Raw genomic sequence first — 23,379 nt, 5'->3', positions numbered from 1 at the left:
ACCGCTTTCTTGTGTATTCATCTTAACATGCATGAAAAAAAGATCGTTAGGACGATCTTTAGCTCGAATTATGAAGATTTTTGGTTTTATAAATACAGACTCAATAATTATATGACTTTTTTTAGATATTGGGATTTTCTTTAGGTTGTATTAGTGGTAAATGGATTTTCACCCTAGTTCCTTTACCGATCTGACTCGTAATAGCCACCCCATATTCTTTGCCATACAATAATTTAATCCGATCATTGACATTATTTACTCCTATACCGCTAAAAAGCTGGCGTTTGCTTTTGTGACTCGGTAATCTATGCTCCCGATTGACTTGCATACCATCTCCGTTATCAACTACTTCACAAACAAGCTTCTCGCCTTCTTGAGCTATCATAATATGTATATACCCATCAGATTTTTTATTGAACCCATGGAAAAAGGCATTTTCTATAAAGGGCTGTATAATTAATTTTGGTAGCTGAAATGCTAAGCAGTCTGGTGAAATATAATAATTCACTTTAATTCTTTGCCCATATCGCATTTGATTAATAAACGCATAGTTTTTCATGTTCATTAGTTCTTGTTCAACTGATATCGTTTCACTAATATTACCCACTGTATTTTGTAGTAGTGAAATCAGTGCACGTATCGTTTCCCCAGCATTTTCTTTATTCCCTTGCTCTACCATGATTTTAATAGAAGCTAGTGTATTATATAAAAAGTGCGGATTAATTTGTTGCTGTAACGCTGCTAATTCAGCTTTACGTTGTTTCTTTTGTGTTTCCATTAACTCCTCGACATAATCATGGAGTTCATCGAGCATATAATTAAACGTATTTGCTAATTCCCTTGTTTCATAACTCCCCGAAACTGTGACATATTGATCAAAATCATATTTAGGCATATTTGATATTTGCTTCACAAGATTTGTTAAAGATTTGGTAAGGCGTCTTGATATAAGAAAAACAATGAATAAGGCAATACTAACGATCGTAATACTAATGAAGATAATTGCTTTCGTATCGATTAAATTTTTCATGACAAGCTTTTTATCAACCAAATTAACAATATACAGATCAAAGGAGGGTAAGTATTCTGTTAAAATAATCTGATTTCTATCCATTACAATCGCATTTTTATAGTCCAATCCATCCTCATCAATTTCTTTTGCATGTTTTAATAGCTCTTTATCTTTTTTTCCTATCCATTCTTCACGATTACTTGAGATCATTAAACCCTTGCTGTCTAATATGACAATATCATTACCATCACTCGTATAATTGGTATAAAACTGCTTGAATTCACTTTCCTCCATCGCAATATAAAGGACGCCATAAATATATCCTGATGTACGCTCCGTTAAAGCTTTTGAAGCGATAATTGTCGGTTTTCCAGAATATCTATTCATTCCATTCGGATAATCATAATGATACATCAGTTTTTGGGGCTGATCATACGCTTTCACGGTGATCGTATGTGTCGCCAATTCTTCTGTAGGAATGGACCATATAGCAGTATTAGTAGCAAAGTGCCGCCCATTTACACCTAGCAAATTAATTCCAACATCATAGGCATCTAGATGCGATTCCATGCGACTCATTTGTTCTCCCATTTGATAATAAGATTTTGACATGGACAATGAATCTGAATCGCTTTGCATAAGATAGTTTTTAACCGTCACACTATCAGATATGTTATTTACTGCAGTCACAATCGAGTAACTGAAAGATTCAAAACTGTTTTTCATTTGATTAATGACCTTCGAGTTTGTAATACTGAAAGTTTCCATAAATAGCCGCTCTGACATTCGGATCGTACTATAAGTAATCGTTACAGAAATGGTTACGATGCTAAGCACCATCACAATAAACATTTTAATAAATAAACTATTATTATTTAATTGTGTAAAGATCTTTTTCATTTTCTTCGCTTCTTTGTCTGGTGAAATTGTTTTCGATACTTACTTGGTGATGTTCCCTTCATTTTCTTAAATACTTTGCAAAAATAACTATGATCTGAATAGCCAACTAAATGACTAATTTCAGATATGGGAGTAGTGTCTTGTTTTAATAATTCAGTCGATTTTTCGATACGCACTTTATTTAAATACTCATTAAACCCTTCATTATTATTCATACTAAAATAATTTGATAAATAGGAAGGGTTAAAGTGAAAATGATCCGCCATTTCCGTTAAACTAAGTGACTCTGCATAATGTTTATCAATATAATTAAGTAATTTCTGCATATTTGGCTGAACCATATTTAACCTTTTTTCCGTAATTACGTACCTTGCTGCCGTAATAAATGCTTCTAATTGAAGAAGTGCTTCTCTTGCTGTTGTGGCACTATCAATTGTTGCTAAATAACCATATTTCGCTTCTTCCAAATGTTGATTCTCATATTTCATATTTCCTAATAATGTCGTTACATTAAAAATAATATTTCCAATGAATGATTTAAATGCGAAAACTTCCGCTGTATAGTGTTGAGCTAAATAGTCGGTATGCTTCTCCAAGTAAGTAAAAGCATCTTCAAACCGTTCGCGTTTAAAAACCTCTATGAAATGTGTTAACTGAAAAGGTTCTTCTCCTTTTGATTCAAGTGGAAATTCATCATAAATAAACACCGTCTTTTCAGGCAAATAAAAGCGATACTGCATCAATTGCAACAACTTTTGCTCATGCATATTCTTCAATTCAGAAAAAGTGGTAAATGGCTCACTAAGGGAAAAAGCAATATCCCATTCAGAAACTTCTTTTGATTGAGCAAGTTTTTTTATAAAATATTTAATTGTGGCAAGTTGATGCTCATCCACATTTAATAAATAAGTGATTGTATTTTCAGTTAGAGTAAGAGTATGGCAAATAATACGGGTTAGTTCATCTTCCAACACACTGGAGATATATTGTCTCAATTCCGAAAGTTCTTTGTCACCTTTCCAGTTTCCTTCTTCAGCCTCCACTCCAAATAAGCAATAATGACTGTGTGGAAAAGCTTCTTTTATAATGGTATATTCATCTTCCACATCAAATCCAGACATTACCCGATCAAGCACGCGGCCGATCGAAGAATGTGGATTTCTTTCATTTTTCAACAAACGAAAGGAAGTAAGTTTACTTGCAGCATGTTGCAATGATTTTAATAACTCCGGACCTTCTAATTTAGGCTTAAGAATATAATCTGACACCCCATGTTGAAATGTCGAACGAACATAATCAAAATCACCAAAGCTGCTTAAAACAATAATTTCTATTTGTGGATAATCTCTTTTTATTATTTTCGTTAATTCTTCTCCATCCATCACAGGCATGACCATGTCAGTAATTACGATATGAGGCTGTTGCGTCTCTATCATTGCTAGGGCTTCCTTACCATTGGAAGCTTCACCGACAATTTGAAAGCCTTCTTCCTCCCATTTGATATAATGCTTTATTCCTTGTCTAATTAGAATTTCATCATCAACTACAAGTACTTTACACCATTCACGTACTGACATAATTATCCCCCGCTCGTCCTACTAATAGATATATTTAATTATAGCATGGGTGTAGTGAACGATATTATGTATTTATATATCATTCCAATCCTGCCGCAACCATAATTGAGTGTTAAAAAGTTCCAAGCTGTTAACACCTGTCATCGTACCAATTTTGTATACATTCTTATTGGAATTCATACAAAAAGGGACATAGATGCATTCAAATAGAGATACTAGTAAGTTTTAGATGATTTAGTGACCGCTGAACAGCCACTCAGGGAATTTACTGGCTACTCGACAAAGTTTACGGCTACTACAGTAGTAGTTTCACGCAATAAAAAAACAGGAGCCATGTCGGCTCCCGCTTTTTACTTTTCAATCGTAATAATATTATCCTCTTTTATTTCAACATTACCCTCTTTGTTGATCTTCACGTATTCACCTTCGAATAGATTTGTGAATATGATCGGAGTAATGCTGGATGACGCATTGTCCTTAATATAGTCTAAATCGACTTTCAACAATGGTTGTCCTTTTTCCACACGATCGTCTTGTGAAACTAATGCTTCAAAACCTTGTCCATCTAATTTAACCGTGTCTATACCTACATGAATTAAAATTTCTCTTCCTGAGTCAGATAAAATACCCATAGCATGTTTTGTTGGGAAGAAATTAATGATTGTCCCATCAACAGGTGAAACAACCGTACCTTCAGATGGCATGATCGCAAATCCATCTCCCATCATTTTTTCAGAAAATACCGCATCTGGAACTTCTGACAATGGTAGAATTTCTCCTTTGATTGGTGAAACAAACACATCATTTGCATCGTTACTTAAATCAGCTGTGTTCACTTCTTTGCTAGGTTGTTCATCGACTGTCCGAGGTCTTTTACCACTAATAATATCATGCATTTGTCCTTTAATAATTTCGGATCGAGGACCAAATATAGCTTGAATATTATTTCCAACCTCAAGTACACCTGCTGCACCTAATTTTTTCAACTCGCCCTTGTTTACATCTTTAATATCTTTAACAGATACACGTAGACGAGTAATACAAGCATCTAAGTTAGAAATATTTTCTTGTCCACCCATTGCATCAAGAATATGATAAGCAAGATCAGCATTCCCCTTCGTACTCTCTGCTTCATCTTCTTCCACTTTTTCTCGTCCAGGTGTCATCAGATTAAATTTACTAATCATAAAACGGAACAAGAAATAATAAATGACCGCAAAAACTAGACCTACTAGGATAGCAATCCACCATGGTTCCCTACCTGGTAATATTCCAAATAGGAAGAAGTCGATTCCTCCACCAGAGAAAGTATAACCTATATTCACATTTAGATATGTCATTAAAACAAATGATAACCCATCTAAAATGGCATGGATTAAGAATAGTATTGGCGACAAGAATAAAAATGAAAACTCAAGTGGCTCGGTAATCCCTGTTAAGAAGGAAGTTAAAGCTCCAGAAGCTAATAAACCAGCTACAAGCTTTTTCCTTTCTGGTCGAGCTGCATGATACATCGCTAGCGCCGCCGCTGGTAAACCAAACATCATAATTGGAAACTCACCAGCCATAAAATTACCCGCTGTAATATCTACACCGTCTTTTAATTGTGCAAAGAAGATCGTCATATCACCGCGAACAATATTACCCGCAGTTGTAGTATATGAACCAAATTCATACCAGAATGGAGCATGAAAAATATGGTGCAATCCAAATGGAATGAGTAATCGTTTAATAAATCCAAAGAAGAATACAGCGAAATACGTACCTTCCTCCATCAGCCAAAGAGATGCACTATTCATTCCCGATTGAATTGGTGGCCAAATAATCATTAATAACAATCCTACACCAAAAGATACTGCCGCTGTAGCAATTGGAACAAAACGTTTCCCAGCAAAAAAACCAAGGAAAGAAGGCATTTCAATATCATGAAACTTGTTATAACAGAATGCTGCGATCAGACCTGCGATTATTCCGCCAAAAACACCCGTTTGTAATGTTGGAATTCCAAAAACAAGGGCATAACCAGGGTTATCAGCAAGCATGTCTGGAGTAATTCCCATCCATGAACTCATCACCTGATTCAGTATTAAATAACCAACGAGTGCTGCAAGTGCGGCTGCACCATCTTTTGCTAACCCAATCGCAACCCCTATCGCAAAGATAAGTGGTAAGTTAGCGAAAATAATATTACCGGCATCTTCCATAACCGTTGCTGTTAATTGTATCCAATCAGCTGATAGGAACGGTAGAAAGTTTAGCATCGTATCTTGTTGAGCTGCATTACCTAAACCTAGTAATAACCCCGCTGCTGGTAGTAAAGCGACAGGTAACATTAAGGCTTGTCCTATTTTTTGTAATACACCAAATGCTTTCTTAAACATTTGTTCATCCTCCTGAAATTATCATTAATGCTTCTCAAAGTAAGGCAACAAAAAAAGGCATGAGAAAAAAAGATGATGAAAATAAGGTATGAACCCCTATTTCCCCTCAATCTTCTTAACTCATGCCTGATCGAATCAGTAACACGTTATTATGATTTATTATTTCATTTTTGTTTGAATTCGCTGCAGATGTAATGTTAAATAAACTGCCTCTGCATCATATACATGTTTTTTTAGTGTTTGCTGCATCACTTTGATTAGCTTCCAAGCTAGATTATAGCATACTGGATATTCCGTTTTCAATAGTTGCGCGATTTTTTCCGGTTCCGCTACTTCCTCGTCCCTGACAACACGCTCGATTGTAAACCTTAGATGACGAATAAGCCGCAAATAATCAATACTGCTTTTGTTAATCACCACATCAAATTGCTCTTCAATTATTATTACAAGCCGGGCAATTAAATCGGAATGTAAAGCTAAATCCCGAACATTTTTATTCATAAGTGCACTATGGATGTGCAGGGCGATAAACCCGATCTCACCTTCTGGGAGTGCCACGGTTAGATGTTTGTTAATCATTTCCGTCACTTCAGTAGCAATCGCGTATTCGTCAGGGTAAAGTCCCTTCGTCTCAAGTAAAAATGGATTACGAATACCAATTCCTTTTTTTATCCGACTAACTGCAAATGCCAAATGATCTGTCATCGCGACGTGGATATGTTCATTCAGGGGGGCAGATACTCGCTTACGTATCAGTTCAACAGCAGAAATAATCACTTTTAAAATAGTATCATCTAAGTTGTATAGAAGTTCCTTATACTGCTTTTGCTCATCTGGATCTTTCAATACAAATAATTTCTCCACTTGCTCCTGAACAATTCGATCTCCTGACTTTTTACCAAAACCGATTCCTCGCCCAATGACCACCACTTCATCATCATCTTCATTTGTAGCAATTAAGACATTATTATTTAAACTCTTTTTGATCAAGTATTTATCCATCGATACCTCTCCATTAATGTTCATAGTATCTATTTTACCGGTTTCGGGCGAGTTTGTCGTTTTTATAGGCGCATTCGAACAGTTTCAATTTTATAAATTAGAATGAACTAATATTCTCTCCATATGCCTGATGAAGCTCTTTTACATACTTACCATTTTCCCCAGGAAATCGGACCGGACCCAATATGTTCACTGGTATGATTTCTTGAATAGAGTTGGTAAAAAAGATTTCATCTGCTTCTTCCAATACAGCTTCTTGATATAATCCCTCATGAACTGGCAATTCAAGTAAACGTGCTAAATTCAAGATATATTGACGTGTAATCCCATTTAATATCCCTGTTTCAAGGGATGGCGTAAATACGGACCCATCTTTTATCCAAAATAAATTTGATGTAACACCTTCTGCTAAAAATCCGGCTTCAGTCAGAAATATCCCTTCCCTACTCGGGTTAGATCCTAGCTCTCTCTTCGCTGCTACATTATTGAAAAAATGATGCGATTTCAATCGGGTTGCTGTTTCCGGTGTATTACGCCGGAGTTGCAAAACCACTGCTTCCTTTTCTCCCAGCGGCTTCATCTTCGGAAGTGGCTTTTGAAACATAATAACTGTCGGCCTATTATATCCTTCCGTTTGTAAACCTATTTCACCCACACCCGCGGAAACATTAAAGCGAATATATGAATCCTGGAGACCGTTCAACCGCGACAGTTCTTCAACAATACCGCGCACCTCATCACAAGTAAACTTTCTTACAATATTCAGCTCATCAAGCCCTGCATTCAGACGTTTCAAGTGATCATCTAATAAAAATGGGTGCCCATCGTACGTGCGAAATGTTTCAAAGACGCCAAGCCCATATAAGTAACCATGATCAAATGGAGATATTGTTGCTCTCTCTTTTTCAATAAAATCGCCATTTAGATATAAAAACATATTAACGCACTTCCGTTCGATAGCGTTGAAGGAAGTTTTTTAAAAGTTGCTTCCCTGCTTCCGTCATAATCGATTCAGGATGGAATTGAACTCCTTCAACCGCTAGTTCTCTATGCCTAATTCCCATAATTTCATCTGAATCAGTCCAAGCCGATACCTCTAAACAATCAGGTAGATTCTCTTTGTTGACGATTAAGGAATGGTAACGCGTCGCGCGAAAAGGATTATCTAGCCCGGAGAAAACTGTTTTTCCATCATGTAATATCGCAGATGTTTTTCCGTGCAGCAATCGTTCTGCTTTTATAACTTCACCGCCAAATACTTGACCAATAGCCTGATGACCAAGACAGACACCGAGGATTGGAATTTTCCCGGAAAAATAACGGATCGCTTCCAGCGAAATTCCCGCCTCATCTGGGGTACAAGGTCCTGGAGAGATCACCAAATAATTCGGCTCAAGCTGAGTAATTTCATCAATAGATATATTATCATTTCGTTTAACCAAAATCTCTTCTCCAAGTTCACCAAAATATTGTACAAGATTATATGTAAATGAATCATAATTATCTATCATTAATATCATGCGTTTTCCACCTTACTTTCCGCTACTTCTTTTGCCTTCCAAAGCGCACGTGCTTTTTTCAGTGATTCTTCATACTCCGCCTTCGGATCTGAGTCAATCACAATTCCAGCACCTGCTTGTACATGGCACATCCCATCTTTAATAAGCATCGTCCTAATGACGATATTAAGGTGTAAATCCTCGTTAAATCCAATCCATCCTAGTGATCCCGTATAAACACCGCGCTTAACGGACTCAAGCTCTTCGATAATTTCGAGTGTACGAACTTTTGGCGCTCCTGTGATCGTACCACCTGGAAATGTAGCTTCAATTAAATCATAAGCACTTTTTTCCTCAGCAAGCTGACCACTTACATGTGAAACGATATGCATGACATGGGAGTATTTCTCGACCGTCATTAATTCATCTACTTTGACAGAACCATATGCACATACCTTACCTATATCATTACGTTCCAAGTCAACAAGCATGATATGCTCTGCTTGCTCTTTTTTATTTTCCATTAACTCATTTGCAAGTCTTTGGTCATCTTCGTCATCCATCCCACGCGACCTTGTACCTGCAATTGGTCTCGTACTCACAATATCGCCCGACTTTTTAATTAATAACTCCGGGGAGCCGGAAACTATTTGGAATTCTGGCGTATGAAAATAGCCCATATATGGAGAAGGATTAAGGATACGCAGCTCTTTATAAATATCAAATGGTGGAATTTCTAGCTCTTTTGACTGTCTAACCGTCAAGTTTACTTGAAAAACATCACCTTCTTCTATGTATGCTTGCACTTTTTCAACTGCAGTGACAAACTCCTCCTCAGTAAAAGAAACTTGATGTACACTTTTAAGTTTTGATGGAGTAGTAGTTATTTCAGTATTTTCTATAGATTCAGTTAACCATCTTTTATTAGCAGACAAAAGCTTTTCCTTAGCATCACCACGATTTAGCACCATGATCCATAGGCATTCTTCTTCATGATCAAAAACTACCCATTCATCAAAAACTAAAAAATAAATATGTGGAAATTGTAAATCATCGTCTGCCATATTGGGTAGTCTCTCAATGGACCAAGTGTAATCATAACTTATATACCCAATCGCACCACCTTGAAAATCAGGAAGTCCTGGTATTGGGGTAAAGCTAAATGGCTTCATCCATTTCTCTAACTCCAACAAAGCTTTTCCAGATATCATCGTACGTTTACCTGACTGTTCAATCGTAATTTCGTTGCCACTTGCTTGAAAAACAGCAAATGGTGTTATCCCAGCAATGCTATACCTTCCAGTGCGGCCACTTTCGAGTAGCACATGACGCTCCTGTTCTTTTGTTTCATGCACATATACTTGAAAGAATCTTTCTTTTGTAAATGGAACCTTTTTATATAAAATTGGATTATTATCCATTGTAAACTCACTTCCTGTCTTTAATTATAAATTATTAAAGTATAATTTTTAGCTTCATCATATCATATTTTGATCCAGTTACTTTATTTTTATATAGAAGTCAAGTCGTTTTTCCATTTTAATCTATACACTTTCGGCTTATACTAGCTTATAAGAAAGGAGAGATGAAAATATGTACAAAAATCGACTTGAATCAATACTTGCGTCATTAGAGATATATCGCAGCAAGATAATCAATAATGAACTTGTTTATTATGATGAAGAAGCAAATATGAAAGATACTCAGCGCTATTATCATCGATTCAAATTTCAACTACCAAGTAGCCGTAAAAAGTTTTTTCAGTTACATACAATCGTGAGAAACTCCCATAAAAATATACTTCCTTATTTTATTAGTAAAGATGAATACTTATATACCTGGGTTGATTTACAGCCAAATGGGATTGTAAAAAATATTTATTCAGGTGAAGAAATGAAGCCCGCCGATTTAATCAAACAAGACTTTGAGGTCCAGATTAGGCATGTTGATTATGAAAGATTACAGCCAAAGGAGAATACTACTGAATTAATTTCGATAGATTTAAAATTTAATGCGGAGCATATCGTTCCACAATCTTGGTTTAGTGGGCGAGAGCCAATGAAAGGCGATCTGCATCATTTATTCGCGTGTGATCCCCAATGCAATGCCATTCGATCTAATTTTGAATATCATGATTTTGTCAATTACAGTCCGGAATCTCCTAATGAAAACATTCGTAATCATTGCGGAGTCGCATCATTCGAGTTATTCGAACCAGAATATGGAAAAGGAACTATTGCTCGTGCGATGCTATATTTTATTCTTCGCTATCCTGATGGGATTCGGAAATCCTTTAGAAAAAAAGTTGATTTCACATTATTAAGGAAATGGAACCAGCAATTTCCTCCCAGCATTTACGAAAAGCATCGCAACCAAGCAATTTTTCATATTCAAGGAAATCGTAATCCATTTATTGATTATCCAGAACTTATCGATGAGTTTTATTTTCCATTATGAAAATGGAAGGATGAATACGAATCCGAAAGAATATAAGATTTGCATTGAATGTTTCATTAACGGTTCTAATCATTTTCCCTTGCTTTTTTCTCATTTTGTCGCTAATTACCGATAATTTGAGATTCCTTACTTTCAGCATTGCCCCAATACTTAGTGCAGGAATGACAGGACTAATGGTTACATTGCTGCAAATAAAGAAGGATAATAGACATACTTACATAACATCCTGTCTTTAAAACAAGCGGGATGTTTTTATTTTACGTAATGTCATTTCTTTTTTATTATACCCTAGCCTAATTTCACTAAGTTTCCAATAAGTTTCATCATCATTGGATGTAACAGACTTACATATAGACTTCTATTAAATCACTTGGTGTCTTTTCACCACCAGTACAGCAAATACTTGGATATCTTTTTCCTTTAAAAAACAAAAACACTCATTTCCCAAGTCTTCATCTGTTGGAAAAGAGCGTTTTTTTCATGTTATTTCGCCGTTATTTGCATACCTTCTAAAGCTAAAGCATAATGAACGGCATGTTTAAGCGTTGCAAAACATTTTAATTCCTGTAGATAAACCCCGCTGGACACGAGCTGCATACTTAAATCTGGAGATATTCCAACAATGATTGGCGTAGCCCCAACCAAGGCAACTGCTTGTGTCACATTTTCCAATAATGAAATAAAATTATTATCCATCTCATTCATTCCAGTAACATCAAAAATGATAATATTAGATTGATAGTCTATCGCACCTTGCAACGTTTTCTCAATCAGTTCCGTTGATCTACTTTCATCAAACCGTCCCATCATCGGTACAACCACAATATTCTCCAAAACAGGTATAATTGGTGAAGATAAATCGTTGACAAGTTTTTTCAGTTCCCGAGTCCTATCTTCAACAATTGCTTCAAGTGTAGTAATCTCATGTTGCTCCTTACTGTTTAAAAGCTCTTTAATATTTTCAGTAGATGAAATATTCGATAGAGTAAATTTAATTTCGGTGACATCATCCCCTAAAAAAGGGTGTTTCGTAATTTGATACCAAATCTGTTCTTTAAATAATACGGAAAGAATGCCGGCCCAGTGTCCTGCAAGAAAACTTCCTGGCTCTTTTTTATTTTGTAATCGATTAATTTTGAGTTCCCAGTCATCCTTTAACTCAATAATCGCTTCTTTTTTTTCAACGGAAAATTCTAAAACTGTAAAGGTTCCCCACCCGGCCCTTTTGTAGATATTTGGGAGGAGGGCTATTATCTCCTCCTCGTTCTCCGCTTTGCCTGCAAAAAAGTCGCTAACTATTTTACCTGTTCTATAGCCAGCTGCTTCCATAACAACGCGTGCACTTTCTTCCCCCGTAATTTCTTCAATCGTGTCTAAAAATGTTTTAAATGCGGTATCAATCCAGAATAAAAGAACATTATCACCTTCGTATTTAAGGGACCCACTATCCATACCCCAAGAAAACTGGACACCATCAACTGTCTTTACATGCTCATTTGGCTTCATGCAATTTGCCTCCCCAAAATTCTCTACATTTTAAACCATGAGATTGTTGATAAAACTGCTTGAATATTACACCTAAAAATCTGTATCTTCCAAAAGTAAAAAAACTTACTTTTTCAGATTCACTTCTATAAACTTACCATGTGAAAGCCTGCGGAGTTGTACTTCTAGATCGAGTTGTCTACCATACTTTTTCAACTCACGTTCTTCCCTAGATGTAACAAGGGATACAACAGTACCTGCTGCCCCCATTCTGCCTGTCCTACCTGAACGGTGTATGTATTGTTCAACATCGGCTGGAAAATCAGAGTGAATGACATGGGTCAATCCTTCGATATCTAGCCCTCTCGCAGCAACATCTGTTGCTAATAATATTTTCACATCGCCATCGCGTAATGCCCGAAGCGCTTTTTCACGATCATTTTTTCCAAGCTCACTATGAAGAATGTCTAGTGATACTTTCTCATACTTCAACTTTTCCGCTAGTACGGTCATACTTGCAACATCACGTACAAAAACGAGCCCCTTCATCCCTTCCATAGCAGCAATCCTTCGAAGTAATTCAGCTTTTTCACGTGGTTCAGATATTAAATAATAGTGATTTACTCCCTTTGACGCAGTTTCCGTTCTCTCCACTTTAATAATTTCGGGTTTTCTGTCAATCATTGCCGTAATCAAGTCAATCTCTTTCAGGGAAGTAGCAGAAAATAATAACAGTTGACGATCATTTTGTGCTGATTTTACAATTGTTCGTACTGTTTGTAAATGTTCGTTTATAAGAAGCTGATCCCCTTCGTCAAGAACGATTGTTTTCACATCATGCATCTTTAATTTTTTTAATTTGATTAGCTCTAATATTCGTCCTGGTGTCCCCACAGCAATTTGTGGCTTTTTCTTCAATTTGTCTAATTGGCGCTTAATATTTGCCCCACCTACTAATGATACCCCGGTGATTTCCGTATCTTCTGTCCACTTTTGTAATTCTTGATAAATTTGCATAACAAGTTCACGAGATGGCGCTAAAATGACTGCTTGAAGGCTATTATTATCCACTTGAATATGTTCGACAATCGGAAGAAGGTACGCAATCGTCTTGCCTGTTCCTGTCGGTGATTGCGCGATAAGATCTTTTCCTTCTAAAATATAGGGGATAGCTCTATTTTGAATTGGAGTGGGTACAGTAAAATGAGACTTTGCCCATATTTTCTGCAACGCTGGTTTTATATTGGATAAGAAGTTTATTTCGTTTGTCATTTTTTCTCCTCATTTCACATACTACAAGATTCTTCTTCCATCATACTACAATCCTTTACAGTAATAAAAATTCTACCAGCTTTAACAATCATTTTATAGAAGAGTTTTTATTTATATAAAAGGTAATCAGTAAATTTCCGGATTTATTACATCTCTCCCTTGTTTATAAATTTACTGTGAAGTAAAATAGTATGATTAAAACACATTGGTAAATGCTTTTACTTGACGTCTATAAATCATATATTGACAATTATGTAATATATGGAGCCAATGAAAATAAAGTGCTACAAAAGGTATTGTTTTATTAAGAAGAAAATAAACTGAATTAGTGACCTATGATTGTGGATGAATTAGAACTGGCAAGGTTAATTGAATGATTAAAAAGAAAAGAAAGGGGTAATTAAAAATGGATAAAAGATTAATTGATATTCAACAAAGGGTAACGAAGGAACACAGAGACATTACGATGTTTGTACAGCATATCTTTGATGAGTACAATAAAAAGATAGAAGAACATCGACGTTTAACTGCGTCGAATGCTCTAGCTGGAGTAAAGACAACCGGGGTGGAAGAAAAAGCATTCTACGATACCATATATGAAACCAAACGATGGATACTTGATGTGTTGGAGCGTACCACCCAAGACTTCGAACATTCAGGGGATAAGAACTGGAATAAAAATTTTCGGGACAATATAGATAATTAACTAAATTTCACCTTAAACCTTTTCCTTCTTCTATAAAGACGGGAATTTTCACTTACTGGATATTATCTAACTAATTATTTCAGTTATTTATTATGATCGGTCAATGGTGAAAAGAATCTTTTTCGATGTAATCGATATAAACATCATGAAACGTTTTTAGTAGCAATGACTTATAGCTTGATCCGTAACATGCTTTGATTAGAACGATGGCTTCACTAATTATCCTTCTGTTTTCCGGCCTATTTTCATAAGATTAAATCAAGCCCGGACAATGCCGGGCTATTATTTACCTTTTAGTTTATTTAACAGCGTTATATTCTGACCAGCTGTCCCAGTATAATTCTTAATACCATATTTCTCAGCAAGCTTTGCTCTATGGCTATAACTCGAATCCAACTTATTAGCTTTCATCCAATCTATTATACTATTCGTGTTGACAGTCGATGTAGGATTGGGGTTCATGACAGGTTGGTCGCCTTTTAGTTTATTTAACAGCGCTATATTCTGACCAGCTGTCCCAGTATAATTCTTAACACCATATTTCTCAGCAAGCTTTGCTCTATTGCTATAACTCGAATCCAATTTATTAGCTTTCATCCAATCTATTATACTATTCGTGTTGACAGTTGATTTAGGTTTGGAGTTCATGACAGGTCGGTCGCCTTTTAGTTTATTTAACAATGTTATATTTTGAGCAGCTGTGCCTTTATAATCTTTAATTCCGTACTGGCCAGCCAACTTAGTACGATTCACATAGCTCGGATCCATCCCATTTAGTTTCATCCAATCTACAATACTTGTCTGTTTATTGATTGTAGTTGATTGCACTGGTTTACTTTGAACTGGACCAGATTCAGTCTTAGTTGGCTTATTTTCAATTGGCTCGTCTTTGACTAACTCATTTACTATATTTACAAAGTCCCCCCAGCTAATTCCCTTTGATCCATTCCGTAAATTATGTGGGCAATCCTTACCACTCCACCTATTATGCTGAACTACATTAATAAGTGCTATCTTATGCCTGTTCATCAAGATCTTAACAAGTTTTGCTGCATTTTCTACTGCCTTTTTAAAATCACTATCAATGTTAACGCAAATTTCTATCCCTATAGATTCTAAATTACCTTTTCCACGACTATCCCCGGCGTGCCAACATTGTACATCATCTGAAAATGATTGTATAACCTCTTTGTCATCAACTTGATAATGCCATGATGCAGAATAGCCATTTGATTGTAAATTAGCGTGTGTTTGAGCACCAGCCCCTTTATCATAGTTGGCTGTCTCGTGGATCGTAATAAAGTTACATGGATTACCTAACCCATATGTGTTTGAACGGTTAAAAACTAGTTGTTGTTTAATATTCATAAGATATACATCTCCTTATAATATAAAATGCAACGTGTTCATTAAACGTACAGGCAGATCACTTGGTACATGTGCTTGTTTTACAAAAAAAAATTAGTGTCCTTGCGTGTTATTTCCCCACCTTCAATCATTATTTTTATCAATGGACTAACCTCCTTCTTAAATAAAGTGATATACACTTTATTTATACAAAGACACCCACTTAGCAATTTTTTTTCATTTAACTTAAACTGAAGAAAAGATCATTGTGGGGTTAGTACATGAAAAAGAAACGTTATGAAAATATGGACGTAAATGCAAGCCTTAGTACATTTAAAGATTTACTAAAGTGGAGAAAAGAAAGAAAGGCTAAAATGAAAGATTTGTCATTCCAAGTACCGACAGTGGAAAAAACAGAAGTAGTATTTTTGCAATCCAACCGTACTATTCCAACGATCACTTGGATTGGTCATTCCACTTTTCTCATTCAACTTAACGGAAAAAACATCTTAACAGATCCTGTTTGGGCAAATCGACTTGGGATGGATAAAAGACTCTCTTCGCCTGGACTTGCCTTGCGTGAGTTACCACCAATTGATTTTGTTTTAATATCACATAGTCATTATGATCATCTTCATTATTCTTCTATTAAAAGTTTGAAAGGTGAACCAATGTTTTTGATACCAATTGGACTAGGTAGCTGGTTTAAGCGAAAAGGATTTGGCAATACAATGGAATTTACTTGGTGGGAGGAACATGAAGTGTCTGGATTGTACTTCTCTTTTACGCCAGCTCAACATTGGACAAAGCGAACGTTAACCGATACGAACCGCTCCCATTGGGGAGGTTGGATCATCAAAGATTCCGACAAACAAACGATTTACTTTGCAGGAGACAGTGGATATTTTAAAGGATTCCGAGAAATCGGGGAAAAATATCAGATTGATTATTGTTTAATGCCGATTGGAGCATACGAACCGGAATGGTTCATGGGCGCACAGCATGTAAGTCCAGAAGAAGCTGTAAAGGCTTTTCTTGATACCCAAGCTCGAATACTGATCCCCATGCATTATGGCGCATATCGTTTAGCAGATGATACACCTAAAGAAGCACTCGATCGATTGTTTGCTGAATGGAAAAAACAAGATTTGGACGATGAACGATTGAAAGACTTAAAAATTGGCGAGACGATGAGGATGGCATAGTCGGTATTGTCGGCCTATTAGCCGATACCAGTACTCTATTTACCGTTGTGGGGTTCTATTTACTTATATAGACATTCTATTTACCTTTGCGAAGTTCTATTGCCAAAGTTACACCAACATTGTTAAGGCTGCTTACTCAGTAGTAGCAGCCATTCTTTATCACTCTAACTTTGGGGCTTGCCTGTGCTTCGTTGCTTGTTCAAATGCATAGGCGATTTTCAACAATATCTGTTCGCTAAACGATGTGCCTGTAAACATGATTCCGAATGGCTCTCCATTTGGAATAAATCCGGCAGGCACGATGACAGATGGATACCCTGCTTTCGCAGCAATATCTGAACCACGGTCACCTGCGAATAAAATCGCATCTAGCTTATATTTTTGCAAAGCATAGTCGATGCCTTGCTCTCGCGATAAATACAATTCTTTTTCCAATGTATGAATATATTCCATCTCAAGTAATGTTCCGCTCGTTTTCTCGGAAGCTTCGAGTAGTTTTTGCCCGTATTTTAGCATTTCATCTGGATGATCATTATTATACAAAATCACATCCGCAAGTGAACGAATTTTATTTGAATGTGTGGTCGCCTGTAGATAGGCATTCAAATCCGATTTGAACTCATGTATCAGGGTTTCAGCTTCCCATCCTTCTTTCGCAGATGCAATCTCAATATCATTTATCAACTCCGCCCCCAGATCCCGAAGCCCATGAATGGCACCATCAAAGAGTGCTAGCTTATGCTTGCTGATCCGCTCTGTAAAAGGCCCCCGTGCTATACCGATACGCATGTCTTTTAAGCTCGTTTCCTTAAGATGTTCAGCAAAGTTGACCAGCTTTGTATTTGTTCCTGTAACCGGATCCTTTTCATCGACACCTGCCATCAAAGCTAATAAATATGCGGCATCTTTCACTGTTCTAGCCATTGGTCCTGGTGTATCTTGACTGTGCGCAATCGGAATGACACCTTTTCTGCTCACGAGTCCCACTGTCGGCTTGATACCAACTAATGCATTTTTCAAAGAAGGATTTAAGATAGATCCCGATGTTTCCGTGCCTACGGCGGCTGCAGCAAAATTGGCTGCGATCGCGGCACCTGAACCAGAGCTTGATCCACCGACATCTATCTTTCCCGGTCCATAAGGGTTCAATGTTTGCCCACCTCTTGAACTATACCCACTTGGCATTCCGACTGTCATGAAATTCGCCCATTCCGTCATATTTGTTTTTCCGAGTAAAATAGCTCCCGATTTTCGTAATTGTCCGGCTACAAAGGAATCTTCAGCTGCATAATGATCCTTCATAGCTAAGGAACCAGCGGTCGTATGCATTTTATCACCTGTGTCAATATTGTCCTTTAATAAAATTGGAATGCCATGTAGTGCGCCTCTTGACCCATGAAGCTTTCTCTCCGCGTCGAGTGCCATAGCAATCTGCAAAGCATCCGGATTTAATTCAATAACTGTACGGAGACTTTTATCATATTTAGCAATTCTGTACAAATACATTTGGACGAGATCTACAGATGATACTTCTCCTGAACCAAGCTTTTCTTGCATGTCTTCAATTCTTGCCTCAATCAGCCACTTATCATGTAGTTTTCTAAGCCTAGGATTCTTCATGTCTCATGTCTCCTTTTCTACTATTTTCAAAATAAAGAAACCACTCACGAATAAAATGAAGGAACTAATATAAAAAATAATATCTAGCGTAAATAAATCAATAATAAATCCGCCTAGCATAACTGCTCCACCTGAAAAAATCGATGTCCAAAAGTGATAACGTCCAATAACAAAGCCACGATTCGCACCATCTGTAAAATCAGCAAGCAATGCTTTTTCACTCGTTTTCTGCATCGCTCCAACAATTCCAAGGGAAATTTGTAAAACATATACTTGCCAAACCATCGAGACAATGGGGAAAAATAATAATAGTACCGCCATACCCCAACTATTGATTAGTAAAAATAATTTTCGACCCACTCTATCAGAAAGCTTACCAATGAAAAGATGGACGAGTGCTGAGCTCATCATAAATAGTCCATAAGAAATTCCGTACTGAAGGAATCCCCCACCAACTTCTTTTATAAATATTAAATAAAATGGAAAGACAAGACTGCTTCCAAGAATAGCAATGCTTTGTGAAATAACTACCCATCTCATTGGCTATACTCCTCATAAAATTCGCTCACGAATCGTTCCTTGGGATCATACTGCTTTTTCTTTTCGAAAAATTCATCTGTTAATGGATATGCTTTTCTCATTTGTTCTTTCGTTGGATAGTGATAATAAGGTAAGTAATAGCTTCCATCCAATTCAAGCGTAAGATCAATGATTTTTTTCACAACCTCACCATTTTTATCGATCTCTTTTTCCCCAATTCCTTGATTGATTAAGAATACTAAGGCAAACATATCTTCCTTCGCATAAGAAAGGATTGTTTCTTCGTTTTTAGGCACATATCGCACAGTGATATTTAATACATTCATTTCACTATCTTCTAACATTTCTCTTAATCTATCAATAAAAATCGGAAATTCATCTGTTGGTACGAAATATTCTTGAAGAATATCCGTATCACTTTTTCCTTCATAGTCTAAAAACTGAACTTCCGGACGCATTACATTGTTCCTCGATATCCACTCTTCTTTTCCATCTTTAAAGGCTTGCTTTTGCACATACCAGACGAAGTTTTTCCCCCAATCAAAATGTCGTGATAGTCCGAATGCAAATTTATTTCTGCGTACATATGTTTCATTAAGCAAATCATTAAATTCGTTCAAGTCTTTATCCTCACGATAATAATTTGTTACATACATTTCTGTTAAAAAATGATTTGGTGCGACGGATATTCGCGAATTATGCATCTCTATATTCTGGTTCGCTAATATTTCATTTTTAAAGTATGTGGGATATTCTTTATAGTCAATCCATTCATTATTTGCCTTATAAACGACATCATCCGTCAGCTCAATATCAACATCAAGAATAACCCCAAATAATCCATACCCACCATTCACAAGCCTAAACAGTTCCTCATTCTCCGTTCTGCTTACATTCAAAATCTTTCCATCCGCATTCATCAACCGAAAAGAACGAATACTATCAATAAGTGGGCCAAAGCGAATATCTCTTCCGTGGACATTCACACTCATTGATCCACCAATCGTAAAAATATTTGGAGCCTGCATCGTTTTAATTGATAGATTGTAAGGATTGATTGCTTCTTGGACATCCTCCCATGTAGCACCGCTTTGAACAGTGATCAACTTCTCTTCTGGTAGTACCTTAATGATACGATTATACGTTGTCATGTCTAACACAATTGCATCTTTAAAATACGTATGCCCGCCTTGACTATGTTGTTTCCCAGCTATTGAAATTTTCATTTCCTTCTTTTTAGCTTCTTTTAAAATTTGCTGAATTTGCTCTGTTTCTTGTCCTTGCACGACTTCTCGCACTTTAATAGGAACCAATCGTCCCACATCATTCATTAGGAGCTCATCTTGATCTTTTTTCTGTATCGAAAAGAGAAAAAAGATAGCATAACTAACAATGAATAAAATAATACATACGCTTACAATCCGCTTTGATTTCCCCAATTTGTCCCCCCTATGAAAGATACCTTTTCTTTCATTCTAGCAGAAAGTGTTTTATCAGAGACTGTAAATTTTGTTATATAATGAAAACCAACACTCACATTGCATCGTCTAATAGATATGCATGGTAAGGAGGTATGAATTTGTGAAAGAAATTGTTGCTGAAGCGCTTCAAGTGACAGAAGATGAGATAACTTTCGATCAAATCATGACAGATTATGGGCAAGCGATTTTGCAGCTCGCTTATTCCTATGTGAAAAATAATGCAATTGCTGAAGATTTAACGCAGGAGATTTTTATTAAATGCTATAAAAATTTACATACATTTCAACATCATTCTAACTTCAAAACTTGGTTATGGAGGATTGCTATTAACCATTGCAAAGATTATTTGCGGAGCTGGCACCACCGAAAGATTCTTCTTACATACGAAAATGAGGTAGAACCCGCTTCTCAACACGATCATGTAGAACAAATGGTAATTCAATTAAATGACGATAGCGAATTAATAAAAGCAATTTTGCAGTTGCCACTGAAATTACGCGAACCTATCTATCTACATTATTTCGAAGAGATGTCGATCAAAGAAATTGAAATACTCACAGGAGTAAAACAAAACACGATTAAAACTCGCATGCGCCGATCGAAAACACTTTTAAAAGAAAGTTTGGAGGGGTGATTATTCATGGAAGATAGATTAAAAAACCTCAAAAAAAGCCGGGTGTCCACACAGCTAGAATTTACTGAACGTCATCGCAACAATATTTATAAAGCGATTGAACGAGAAGCAGAAAATGAGGATGATGTGTTGCTTTCCATATTACAGCTGCTATCCGAGAAGAAAAGCGGTTTTCAATTACTCCAACAACTCATTGCTCGCGGCTTGAAAAAGTTTGAAGATAATGAAGGATCATTGTACATACTATTGCACGATCTTGAGCAAAAAGAATTCATTTTGTCCGAATGGAAACAGGATAATGTAAAACAGTATTTTCTCAATCAAAAAGGAAAAAGGCATTTACGTAAAATGGAAGCTAAACATGAGATTTTATCGAAACCACTAAAGGACTTTTTGCAAGGGGATCTAACTTATGAATAAGAAACAGTCATTTCTACAGCTCGTAAAAAGTCAGATTAAATCTAGGGAAGCTAAGGAATTCGTATCTCTTGAGCTTGACAAACATATTGAAGAAACGGTGCAACAATTAACACAATCGGGGATGTGTAGAGCAGAAGCAGTAGCCCAAGCCGTTCAGCAAATGGGAGATCCCGTAACACTTGGTTTGAATATGGGCCGTTTGCATCGACCAAAAGTGGACTGGAGCTTATTTAGTCTCTTTATTTTTTTACAAATGGTTGGGTTACTGCCACTTTTAATCACTAATTTTGAGTATCAGCCATCTATTTATCAACAAACCATGAGTGTTTTCTTAGGCATTGTTTGTGCCTTTTGCATCATGTTATTTGATTATCGAAAATTAAAAGAAAAGTTGTCGCTAGTTATTGGTCTAATTGGTGTTAATTTGATTGTACTTTTCTATTTTGGCACCTTTATAAATGGGTATCCATATATCCGATTCGGACTTTTTAATTCAAATTCCATAGCCGTTCTTCCTTTTCTTTTTATTGGATGGACAGGAGTATTTTATCGATATGGTAATAGTAATTTGTTAATGATTGGATTATTTTCCCTTACATTACTACTTTATATTCCTGTAAGCAATTTATCCAATATCTTAATATATGTTTCGATGGTTTTCACTATGTACGTATGGACCATTCGTAAACAGAGGAAACGAGTACTTGGAACATTCATCGCATTGATCATCGGAGCTTCTTCTCTTCTTATTTGGAAATATAATCCTTTCTATATGAAACATCGATTATTAGGTTTTTTAAATCCCGGAAAATATGCCGATGACTCTGGATTTATGTATGTACAAATAAAAAAGTACTTATCTGAAGCAAGCTGGTTTGGCCAAATAAAAAAACTAGAAAACTTCTCTCTCCCAGGATCACACACGGATTATGTGTTTGTGACTTTAACCTACTCTTTTGGTTGGATATTTTCTATCAGTCTTGTTCTCTTTCTTATTGCCGTCACTGTCAGATTGTGCTGGATGTCCCGTAAAATCCCGGATACATTTGGCCAACTGGTCATTATCGGTGCGGCTACTCTTTACACTGTTCCCTTTGTTTACAATATTGCGATGGTGCTCGGCTGGTTACCTCTTGCTGGATTTTGGTTGCCCTTCATTAGCTATGGAACAGTGCATATTTTAATTAATTCTGTTTTGATCGGACTTGTTCTCAGTGTATACCGGCGGAAGGATTTAGTTGCCCCTGCCATCGAAAAATAATGCAAGGAGTTTTCTATGGATACAATTGCGATTATAGGAATCATTTTTATCACGGGGATTGTGCTACTAGTTATAGTTGATTTTGTAAAACATAAAACTAGGCATATTTTAAAAAGGGCCTTCTTTTACAGCTTTATTATTTATATATTAAATGTGGCAAGACTTACGCTCGGCCATATTCACTTACCGCCTTTTACCGATATGGCTGGGATCCAAATCCAGTTCACTCCATTTTATTTTGTCGCGGACTTTGTTTCAATATATCGTCAAAATGGCTTAGATTGGTTTTTCTGGAACTCAGTCAAATTAACTTTTTATAATTTAATTATGCTTTTGCCATTAGGAATTTACTTATCCTTATTATTTAATATTAAAACAGTAAAAAAAGCAGCGCTTATTATTTTCCTTACAAGTCTTACAATCGAAATATCTCAATTGATCTTAAGTTACTTTGGAATCATCTCGATAAGAACATTCAATGTCGATGATTTGATCTTGAATACACTTGGCGGTTGTATTGGATTTGTTTTATGGCTATTGATACGAAAGACATTTATGTACATGAAAAACCGAATTTGAA

General features: G+C 36.3%; 20 protein-coding genes. 7 read left to right on the top strand and 13 right to left on the bottom strand.

Going from position 1 to position 23,379, the window contains the following annotated elements:
• Positions 1-121: 121 nt before the first annotated feature.
• The 7 genes from MHB53_RS22940 to MHB53_RS22910 form a co-directional block, all read right to left on the bottom strand.
• Positions 122-1,912, bottom strand: coding sequence for a cache domain-containing sensor histidine kinase (locus tag MHB53_RS22940; protein WP_340922878.1), 1,791 nt, complete (start codon positions 1,910-1,912; stop codon positions 122-124).
• A complete protein-coding gene (locus MHB53_RS22935) occupies positions 1,909-3,489 on the bottom strand; it encodes a response regulator transcription factor (RefSeq protein WP_340922876.1) in 1,581 nt (526 codons plus the stop codon). Before MHB53_RS22935 ends, MHB53_RS22940 begins: the two co-directional genes overlap by 4 nt.
• A 350-nt stretch (positions 3,490-3,839) precedes the next feature.
• Entirely contained in the window at positions 3,840-5,870 is a 2,031-nt protein-coding gene (gene ptsG / locus MHB53_RS22930; protein ID WP_340922873.1) for a glucose-specific PTS transporter subunit IIBC, read from the bottom strand.
• A 159-nt stretch (positions 5,871-6,029) separates the two neighbouring features.
• The gene (gene glcT / locus MHB53_RS22925; protein ID WP_340922871.1) at positions 6,030-6,872 is read right to left on the bottom strand and encodes a glucose PTS transporter transcription antiterminator GlcT; all 843 of its coding nucleotides are present in this window, start codon (positions 6,870-6,872) and stop codon (positions 6,030-6,032) included.
• A gap of 97 nt (positions 6,873-6,969) precedes the next feature.
• Positions 6,970-7,809: an aminodeoxychorismate lyase gene (pabC, locus tag MHB53_RS22920; RefSeq protein ID WP_340922869.1), complete on the bottom strand. Its 840-nt coding sequence runs from the start codon at positions 7,807-7,809 to the stop codon at positions 6,970-6,972.
• Position 7,810: 1 nt separating this feature from the next.
• Positions 7,811-8,392 carry an aminodeoxychorismate/anthranilate synthase component II gene (gene pabA / locus MHB53_RS22915; protein ID WP_340922867.1) on the bottom strand — a complete coding sequence of 194 codons (582 nt, stop codon included), beginning with the start codon at positions 8,390-8,392 and terminating at the stop codon, positions 7,811-7,813.
• Complete coding sequence (locus MHB53_RS22910; RefSeq protein WP_340922864.1) at positions 8,389-9,792, bottom strand: anthranilate synthase component I family protein; 1,404 nt, start codon at positions 9,790-9,792, stop codon at positions 8,389-8,391. The genes pabA and MHB53_RS22910 overlap by 4 nt, the downstream gene beginning before the upstream one ends.
• 172 nt (positions 9,793-9,964) lie before the next feature.
• Here MHB53_RS22910 and MHB53_RS22905 point away from each other — a divergent pair, with 172 nt between their 5' ends.
• Positions 9,965-10,828: an endonuclease I family protein gene (locus MHB53_RS22905; protein WP_340922862.1), complete on the top strand. Its 864-nt coding sequence runs from the start codon at positions 9,965-9,967 to the stop codon at positions 10,826-10,828.
• A 483-nt stretch (positions 10,829-11,311) separates the two neighbouring features.
• Here MHB53_RS22905 and MHB53_RS22900 read toward each other — a convergent pair whose 3' ends face one another.
• Both MHB53_RS22900 and MHB53_RS22895 read right to left on the bottom strand, forming a co-directional pair.
• Positions 11,312-12,334, bottom strand: a complete 1,023-nt coding sequence (locus tag MHB53_RS22900) for an STAS domain-containing protein (RefSeq protein ID WP_340922860.1) — start codon at positions 12,332-12,334, stop codon at positions 11,312-11,314.
• 105 nt (positions 12,335-12,439) lie between these two features.
• The gene (locus MHB53_RS22895) at positions 12,440-13,585 is read right to left on the bottom strand and encodes a DEAD/DEAH box helicase (RefSeq protein ID WP_340922857.1); all 1,146 of its coding nucleotides are present in this window, start codon (positions 13,583-13,585) and stop codon (positions 12,440-12,442) included.
• A 406-nt stretch (positions 13,586-13,991) separates the two neighbouring features.
• Here MHB53_RS22895 and MHB53_RS22890 point away from each other — a divergent pair, with 406 nt between their 5' ends.
• Positions 13,992-14,291: a hypothetical protein gene (locus MHB53_RS22890; RefSeq protein WP_340922855.1), complete on the top strand. Its 300-nt coding sequence runs from the start codon at positions 13,992-13,994 to the stop codon at positions 14,289-14,291.
• Between the two features lie 282 nt (positions 14,292-14,573).
• On the opposite strand, the gene MHB53_RS22885 is transcribed toward MHB53_RS22890, so the two are convergent.
• Positions 14,574-15,659, bottom strand: a complete 1,086-nt coding sequence (locus MHB53_RS22885; protein WP_340922853.1) for a DUF3597 family protein — start codon at positions 15,657-15,659, stop codon at positions 14,574-14,576.
• A 260-nt stretch (positions 15,660-15,919) separates the two neighbouring features.
• On the opposite strand from MHB53_RS22885, the gene MHB53_RS22880 reads away from it, so the two are divergent.
• Positions 15,920-16,843, top strand: a complete 924-nt coding sequence (locus tag MHB53_RS22880; RefSeq protein ID WP_340922851.1) for an MBL fold metallo-hydrolase — start codon at positions 15,920-15,922, stop codon at positions 16,841-16,843.
• Positions 16,844-17,002: 159 nt separating this feature from the next.
• Here the strand turns inward: MHB53_RS22880 and MHB53_RS22875 are convergent, their stop codons facing one another.
• Genes MHB53_RS22875 through MHB53_RS22865 form a run of 3 tightly spaced genes read right to left on the bottom strand, consistent with a single transcriptional unit; the run spans position 17,003 to position 20,442 of the window.
• A complete protein-coding gene (locus MHB53_RS22875; protein WP_340922849.1) occupies positions 17,003-18,463 on the bottom strand; it encodes an amidase family protein in 1,461 nt (486 codons plus the stop codon).
• A 3-nt stretch (positions 18,464-18,466) separates the two neighbouring features.
• Entirely contained in the window at positions 18,467-19,003 is a 537-nt protein-coding gene (locus tag MHB53_RS22870) for an MFS transporter (RefSeq protein ID WP_340922847.1), read from the bottom strand.
• Complete coding sequence (locus MHB53_RS22865) at positions 19,000-20,442, bottom strand: FAD-binding oxidoreductase (RefSeq protein WP_340922844.1); 1,443 nt, start codon at positions 20,440-20,442, stop codon at positions 19,000-19,002. The genes MHB53_RS22870 and MHB53_RS22865 overlap by 4 nt, the downstream gene beginning before the upstream one ends.
• Positions 20,443-20,584: 142 nt before the next feature.
• On the opposite strand from MHB53_RS22865, the gene MHB53_RS22860 reads away from it, so the two are divergent.
• The 4 genes from MHB53_RS22860 to MHB53_RS22845 are packed head-to-tail and all read left to right on the top strand — an operon-like array spanning position 20,585 to position 23,378.
• Positions 20,585-21,118, top strand: a complete 534-nt coding sequence (locus tag MHB53_RS22860) for a sigma-70 family RNA polymerase sigma factor (protein WP_340922842.1) — start codon at positions 20,585-20,587, stop codon at positions 21,116-21,118.
• A 6-nt stretch (positions 21,119-21,124) separates the two neighbouring features.
• On the top strand, positions 21,125-21,538 hold the full coding sequence (locus tag MHB53_RS22855; protein WP_340922839.1) for a PadR family transcriptional regulator: 414 nt from the start codon (positions 21,125-21,127) through the stop codon (positions 21,536-21,538).
• The gene (locus MHB53_RS22850) at positions 21,531-22,799 is read left to right on the top strand and encodes an FtsW/RodA/SpoVE family cell cycle protein (RefSeq protein ID WP_340922837.1); all 1,269 of its coding nucleotides are present in this window, start codon (positions 21,531-21,533) and stop codon (positions 22,797-22,799) included. The genes MHB53_RS22855 and MHB53_RS22850 overlap by 8 nt, the downstream gene beginning before the upstream one ends.
• A 15-nt stretch (positions 22,800-22,814) precedes the next feature.
• The gene (locus MHB53_RS22845; RefSeq protein WP_340922836.1) at positions 22,815-23,378 is read left to right on the top strand and encodes a VanZ family protein; all 564 of its coding nucleotides are present in this window, start codon (positions 22,815-22,817) and stop codon (positions 23,376-23,378) included.
• Position 23,379: the final 1 nt, after the last annotated feature.

Origin of the sequence: Bacillus sp. FSL K6-3431 (genome assembly GCF_038002605.1) — a bacterium.
In the GTDB taxonomy this organism is placed as follows: Bacteria; Bacillota; Bacilli; order Bacillales; family Bacillaceae_C; genus Lederbergia.
The sequence above is the reverse complement of the archived record's forward strand: the minus strand, read 5'-3'. Positions and strand labels throughout refer to the sequence as shown.